Below are 6,282 nucleotides of genomic sequence, written 5' to 3'. Positions count from 1 at the left end.
ATGGGCGCCGCCGCCCTGAACCGCATCGCCCGCTTCGTGGTGGACCCGCGCGACCAGCGCACCGACAGCCACTACTTCGAAGTCATCGGCAACGACAACGGCATCTTCGGCTGCATGGGCCTGCTGGCCTGTGAAGACGTCTGTCCCAAGGGACTGCCGCTTCAAAACCAGCTCGGGTTCCTGCGCCGCAAGATGGGCATCACCGCAATCAAGGAAATATTCAGGAAGTAAGCGACATGCGTACCATCCATACCAAAGATATCGTCGACGCCGTCGCCGGGATGTGCGTCAAGGCCAACACCGAGCTGCCGGACGACGTCCGCGCGGCCTTTGAAAAGGCCATGGCAGAGGAAACCTCGCCCGCGGCCAAGGAAGTGCTCCGGCAGCTTCTGGAAAACGCGGACATCTCCGCAGACACCAAACTGCCCCTGTGTCAGGACTGCGGTCTGGCCGTCTACTTCGTGGAAGTGGGCGACGAGGTGCAGATCGAAGGCGGCAACCTGCGCGACGCCATCAACGAAGGCACCCGCAAGGGCTACGGCGAAGGTTTTCTCCGCAAGTCCGCCTGCGACCCGTTCAGCCGCCAGAACACCGGCGACGGAACCCCGGCCATCATCCACTTCGACTTTGTCCCCGGCGACAAGCTGAAGATCGTCTACATGGCCAAGGGCGGCGGCAGCGAGAACATGAGCCGCGTGACCATGCTCGCCCCGGCTCAGGGCTGGGAAGGCATCAAGCAGTTCGTCATCAACCGCGTTGCCGAGGCAGGCCCCAACCCCTGCCCGCCCACCATCATCGGCATCGGCATCGGCGGCACCTTCGACCATGCGGCCAAGATCGCCAAGAAATCCCTGATGCGCCGCCTCGACGACACGCATCCCGATCCGGACATCGCGGCCAAGGAAGCGGAACTGAAAGAGGCCATCAACAAGCTGGGCATCGGCCCCATGGGCCTCGGCGGCAAGACCACCGTCCTCGACGTGAAGATGACCGTGGAACCGTGTCACCTGGCGAGCCTCCCGCTGGCCGTCAATGTCCAGTGCCACTCCCAGCGGCACGAGGAGGTTGAACTCTAATGGCAGAATACAAACTCACCACCCCGCTGACCGATGAAGACGTTGTCCAGCTCAAGGCTGGCGACGTGGTCTTCCTGACCGGCAAGATATACTCCGCGCGCGACGCGGCCCACAAGAAGCTCGTGGATCTGCTCGACGCAGGCAAGGACCTGCCCTTCGACCTCGAAGGCGCGTCCATCTACTACGTGGGTCCCAGCCCCGCGCCCCCGGGCCGCCCCATCGGCGCGGCTGGCCCCACCACCAGCTACCGCATGGACTCCTATGCGCCCCGCCTGCACAGCCTCGGCCTCAAGGCCACCATCGGCAAGGGCAAGCGCAACGAGGAAACCAGAAAAGCCATGCAGGACCACAAGGCCGTGTACTTCGGGGCCACCGGCGGAGCCGGAGCACTGCTCTCCAACTCCATCAAGAAGTCCGAAGTCATCGCCTTCGACGAACTCGGCCCCGAAGCCATCCGTGAAATGACCGTGGAGGACTTCCCCCTGCTGGTCATCAACGACGCCCATGGCAACGAACTGTACGCCGTGCCGGACCGCAAGGCCGCAGGCATCGAATAACGACAACGAACAAGGAGACCGAACAATGGCACTCTTCACCAAACAGGAAGCGCTCGATTACCATTCCATGGGACGCAAGGGAAAGATCGAGGTCGTTCCCGTCAAGCCCTGCGTGACGCAGAAGCACCTGTCCATGGCGTACAGCCCGGGCGTCGCCGAGTCCTGCAAGGAAATCGCGGAAGACCCCGAAAAATCCTTTGAATACACCGCGCGCGGCAACCTCGTGGCCGTGGTGTCCAACGGCACCGCCGTTCTGGGTCTCGGCAACATCGGCGCGGCCGCAGGCAAGCCGGTCATGGAAGGCAAGGGCGTGCTCTTCAAGGTCTTCGCCGACGTGGACGTGTTCGACATCAACCTCGACGTCAGCGATCCCGACAAACTCATCGAAATAGTCAAGGCCATGGAGCCGACCTTTGGCGGCATCAACCTTGAAGACATCAAGGCCCCGGAATGCTTCTACATTGAGGAAACCCTCAAGAAAGAAATGAACATCCCGGTCTTCCACGACGACCAGCACGGCACCGCCATCGTCACCGCCGCGGGCATGATGAACGCGCTCGAAATCTCCGGCAAGAAGGCCGAAGACATGCGCGTGGTCGTCTCCGGCGCGGGCGCATCCGCCATCGCCTGCACCAACCTCTACAAGAGCATGGGCGTGCATCCCGAAAACATCGCCATGTTCGACTCCCGCGGCCACATCAACAAGAGCCGCACGGACCTGAACGAAACCAAGCAGCATACGCCACCGAAAAGGAATACGGCTCTCTGGCAGAAGCCATGCAGGGCGCGGACTGCTTCCTGGGCCTCTCCGTCAAGGGCATGGTCAGCAAGGACATGGTCAAGTCCATGGCCGACAACCCGATCATCTTCGCCTGCGCGAACCCGGACCCGGAAATCACCTACACCGACGCCAAGGAAGCCCGTCCGGACGCCATCATGGGCACCGGCCGTTCCGACTTCCCCAACCAGGTCAACAACGTCCTCGGCTTCCCCTTCATCTTCCGCGGCGCGCTCGACGTGGGCGCCACCGCCATCAATGAGGAAATGAAGCTGGCTGCCGCGCAGGCGCTTGCCGACCTCGCCAAGCAGCCCGCCCCGGAATACGTCTGCAAGGCGTTCGGCGTGGACAAGCTGGAGTTCGGCATCGACTACATAATTCCCAAGGCCCTCGACCTGCGTCTCATCGAATACGTCTCCGTGGCAGTGGCCAAGGCCGCCATGGACACCGGTGTTGCACGCAAAACCGTCGACCTCGACGCCTACGCCAAAGAGTTGCGCCAGCGCATTGCCGATTCCTCGGCACGCGTCGGAGCGTACGTCGAGTCGTACAATCTTGGCATCTAATGCGTCTCTGCCGGGCAGGGTGGGAACCCTGCCCGGTTCTTCGGCATCGGGAGGTGCCGGAACAAGGGATGTACGTTTTTGAACTGCGGCAAAAACACAGCAAGCTCAAGAGAGGAAAACATGAGTGCAAAAGCTGAAGACAGCGGAAACGGCAAAAAGATAGGCTTCTTTCTCGGGCCGATACTCTTTGTCCTGATGCTAATCCTTCCGGCGCCTGAAGGCATGAAGATCGAAGCGTGGCGCGTTGCCGCCGTAACGGTCCTCATGGCTGTCTGGTGGATCACGGAAGCCATCCCCATTCCGGCAACCTCCCTGTTGCCCATCGCCATGTTCCCGCTGCTCGGAATCATGAAATCCAACGCGGCCACGGCACCCTATGCTAACCATCTCATCTACCTGTTCATGGGCGGCTTCTTCCTTGCCGTGACCATGGAGCGATGGAACCTGCACAGGCGCGTGGCCATTCACACCATCCGCGCGTGGGCACAAGCCCCGGCAGGATGATCCTCGGGTTCATGATCGCCACGGCGTTCCTGTCCATGTGGGTGTCCAACACCGCCACCACCATGATGATGGTGCCCATCGGCCTCGCGGTCGTGCAGCAGGCCACCGGATTCGACTCCAAGGACATCCGCGCATGTCCCAGCAACGCCGGTCCGGAGTCCAACTTCGGCAAGTGTCTGATGCTGGGCGTTGCCTACGCGGCCTCCATGGGCGGCGTGGCCACCATCATCGGCACACCCCCGAACACGGTCATGGTCGGCATGGTCGAAAAGATGTTCGGCGTGCAGATCGGCTTCGGCCAGTGGATGCTCTTCGGCGTTCCCCTCACCGTCATCATGCTCGCCATCTCCTGGGTGCTGCTGACCAAGGTTCTCTTCCCCATGGGCGACATGCAGCTCGCGGGCGGCAAGGAAATCATCGACGAGGAAGTGCGCAAGCTCGGCCCCATGGCTCCTGAAGAAAAGAAAATCGTCATCGTCGGCTGCTTCGTGGCCGCCTTCTGGCTGGCTCGCGGCTTCCTGAAAAAGGTGCCCTTCGTCATCGAAATGATGCCCAACTTCGGATACATCCACGACGCCACCATCGGTATCCTCGGCGCGCTGATCCTCTTCGCGATCCCGTCCAACTTCAAGAAGGGCGAGTTCCTGCTTGACTGGAAGACCGCAGTGAAGATCCCCTGGGACGTCATCCTGCTCTTCGGCGGTGGCCTTGCCATCGCAAACGGCTTTGCCAAGACCGGCCTTGCTCCTACATCGCCTCCCAGCTCGGCGGCCTTGAAGGTGCAAGCATCCTCGTCTTCGTGGGAGCCGTTGTCCTGATCACCATCTTCCTCACGGAAATCACCTCCAACACCGCAACCGCCACCCTGCTCGTTCCCATCATGGGCAGCGCGGCCATCGCCATGGGCGTACACCCCTACGCCACCATCATCGGCGCTGTGTTGCGGCCTCCTTCGCCTTCATGCTTCCGGTCGCGACGCCGCCCAACGCGGTCGTGTTCGGCTCGGGGTGCATCAGCATCAAGCAGATGGCCAAGACAGGCATATGGCTGAACATACTCGGCACGATCCTGATTACGGCCTTCGTGGTCTACCTCCTGCCGGTCCTTTGGGGAATCGACCTCAATGTGATCCCGGAATGGGCTGTCATGCCGTAACCGACACGCAACCCTCAAGCGGGCGGCCTATTGGCCGCCCGCACACCCAAAGCTCTTAGATATCAAAAACTTGAACCACCGCATCGGTGCGGCGGAGAGGAATAATGCGCTCAAAATCCAAGACGATCCCGGTACTCGCAGCGGCTGTTCTGCTCCTGATCGTGGCAGTATTCGGCTACGTGCAGGCCGACGACGACAAGAAAATGCCGGTGCGGATCCTGTTCAAGAACAACGGCGGCAAGGTCATATTCTCGCACCTCGTCCACCATCGGGATTATGCGATCGACTGCGCCAAATGCCATCACGACAGGGAGTCGGTGGCCGTCGGCAAGGACGACGAAGCCCTTGCCTGCGGGTCCTGCCATCCCAACGAATTCGACGAATCATACATTGAAGGACACATGGATTCCTTCCCGGATGAAACGTACTGCGTGCGCTGCCATCACACCGAGTACGGCGAAGTGATATTCGACCACGACGCCCACACCGACTACGCGGACGACTGCTACGACTGTCATCACGGCGAAGAGATCGAACCCGAACCCCAGAAATGCGCCAACTGCCACAAGGGCGAGGACTCGGAAGACCTCGTGAGCATGCGCGTGGCCGGGCACGAGTCATGCCGCACCTGCCACGAAGACATGTTCCATCAGGGGCTTTCCAGCTGCAAATCCTGCCACGTGGCCGTGGACATGACCCAGTACGAGGGCGACTACACCTCCTGCAACGACTGTCACGAGACCGAGACCCGCGAGCTGGTGCTCCCGCGCATGAACGCCTTCCACGACCAGTGCATGTCCTGTCACGAGGAAATGGGCGCAGGCCCGTACGGCCCCGACAACTGCAACCAGTGCCACATCAGCAGGTAGGCAGCCATGAACAGCCAGAACATCCAGATATCACAGGCAGAACTGACGCTCGACCGCCACTGCCCATTGGTCAAATGCGGCCAGCAGGTCAAACGCGGGGAGCGCATCGCCACCTCGTCACGCCCGGTTAGGGGCGACCTGCACACGCCGGTGGCAGGCAGCGTCTCGTACGTGGACGCCTTCCGCATCCGCATCGACGCAAGCCCTGAGGGCGAAAGCGTTGAGCCGGTCGAACTTGACGGGCTTTCCGGCGCGGACCTTCTCACACAGCTGCGAGAGCTGGGCGCGGACCTGCCGCCCGCAGAGGCCGTGGACACACTTATCATCAACGCAGCCGACCCCGAACCGGACATGGCCGCGCGCAGAACCCTTGTTAACACCTCCCTCGCGACCCTTGAGCGCGGCCTCGAAGCCGCAACCACCGTCTATTCCCCTAGACGGACGGCGCTGGCCGCGCTCAAAGGGTCTGCGGCGGAACTCCCCGGCGCGGAGCGCGTCGACATCCCCGACCAGTACCCTTCGGCCCTCGACCCGCTAGTGGCCTTTGCCGCAACAGGCGAGGAAGCACCGGCAAACACCGTGGTCATCGGCGCAGAGACGCTCTATCAGGTCGGGCGCATCATGGAGACCGGCCTCCCCGCGCTGGAGACAATGGTCACGGTCGGCGAAGACACTGAAATCATCGCGGTGGGCACCCCGGTGGGCGCGCTCATCGAACAGACCGGGGAACGTCCCGAGGACCGGGACCGCATCGTGCTCGGCGGCATCCTGCGCGGC

General features: G+C 62.0%; 4 protein-coding genes and 3 pseudogenes. All 7 read left to right on the top strand.

Annotation, left to right across the window (positions count from 1 at the left end; all coding sequences use genetic code 11):
- Positions 1 to 231: pseudogene (gene frdB / locus JCM12178_RS16475) on the top strand (fumarate reductase iron-sulfur subunit); the annotation flags it as partial.
- Positions 232 to 236: 5 nt separating this feature from the next.
- On the top strand, positions 237 to 1,076 hold the full coding sequence (locus JCM12178_RS16470; RefSeq protein WP_054653000.1) for a fumarate hydratase: 840 nt from the start codon (positions 237 to 239) through the stop codon (positions 1,074 to 1,076).
- Entirely contained in the window at positions 1,076 to 1,633 is a 558-nt protein-coding gene (locus JCM12178_RS16465) for a Fe-S-containing hydro-lyase (RefSeq protein ID WP_054652998.1), read from the top strand. The genes JCM12178_RS16470 and JCM12178_RS16465 overlap by 1 nt, the downstream gene beginning before the upstream one ends.
- A gap of 25 nt (positions 1,634 to 1,658) precedes the next feature.
- A pseudogene (locus JCM12178_RS16460) lies at positions 1,659 to 2,977 on the top strand (malic enzyme-like NAD(P)-binding protein).
- A gap of 120 nt (positions 2,978 to 3,097) precedes the next feature.
- Positions 3,098 to 4,636 (top strand): annotated as a pseudogene (locus JCM12178_RS16455) (SLC13 family permease).
- A gap of 104 nt (positions 4,637 to 4,740) precedes the next feature.
- Entirely contained in the window at positions 4,741 to 5,505 is a 765-nt protein-coding gene (locus tag JCM12178_RS16450) for a cytochrome c3 family protein (protein ID WP_054652996.1), read from the top strand.
- Between the two features lie 6 nt (positions 5,506 to 5,511).
- Positions 5,512 to 6,282 (top strand): hypothetical protein (locus JCM12178_RS16445; protein ID WP_054652994.1); only part of this gene is annotated, 771 nt, incomplete at its 3' end.

The sequence above is a fragment of the Salidesulfovibrio brasiliensis JCM 12178 genome, from assembly GCF_001311825.1.
Taxonomy (GTDB): Bacteria; Desulfobacterota; Desulfovibrionia; order Desulfovibrionales; family Desulfovibrionaceae; genus Pseudodesulfovibrio; species Pseudodesulfovibrio brasiliensis.
Note: the sequence above shows the minus strand (reverse complement) of the source record. Positions and strands in the feature narration are given on the sequence as shown.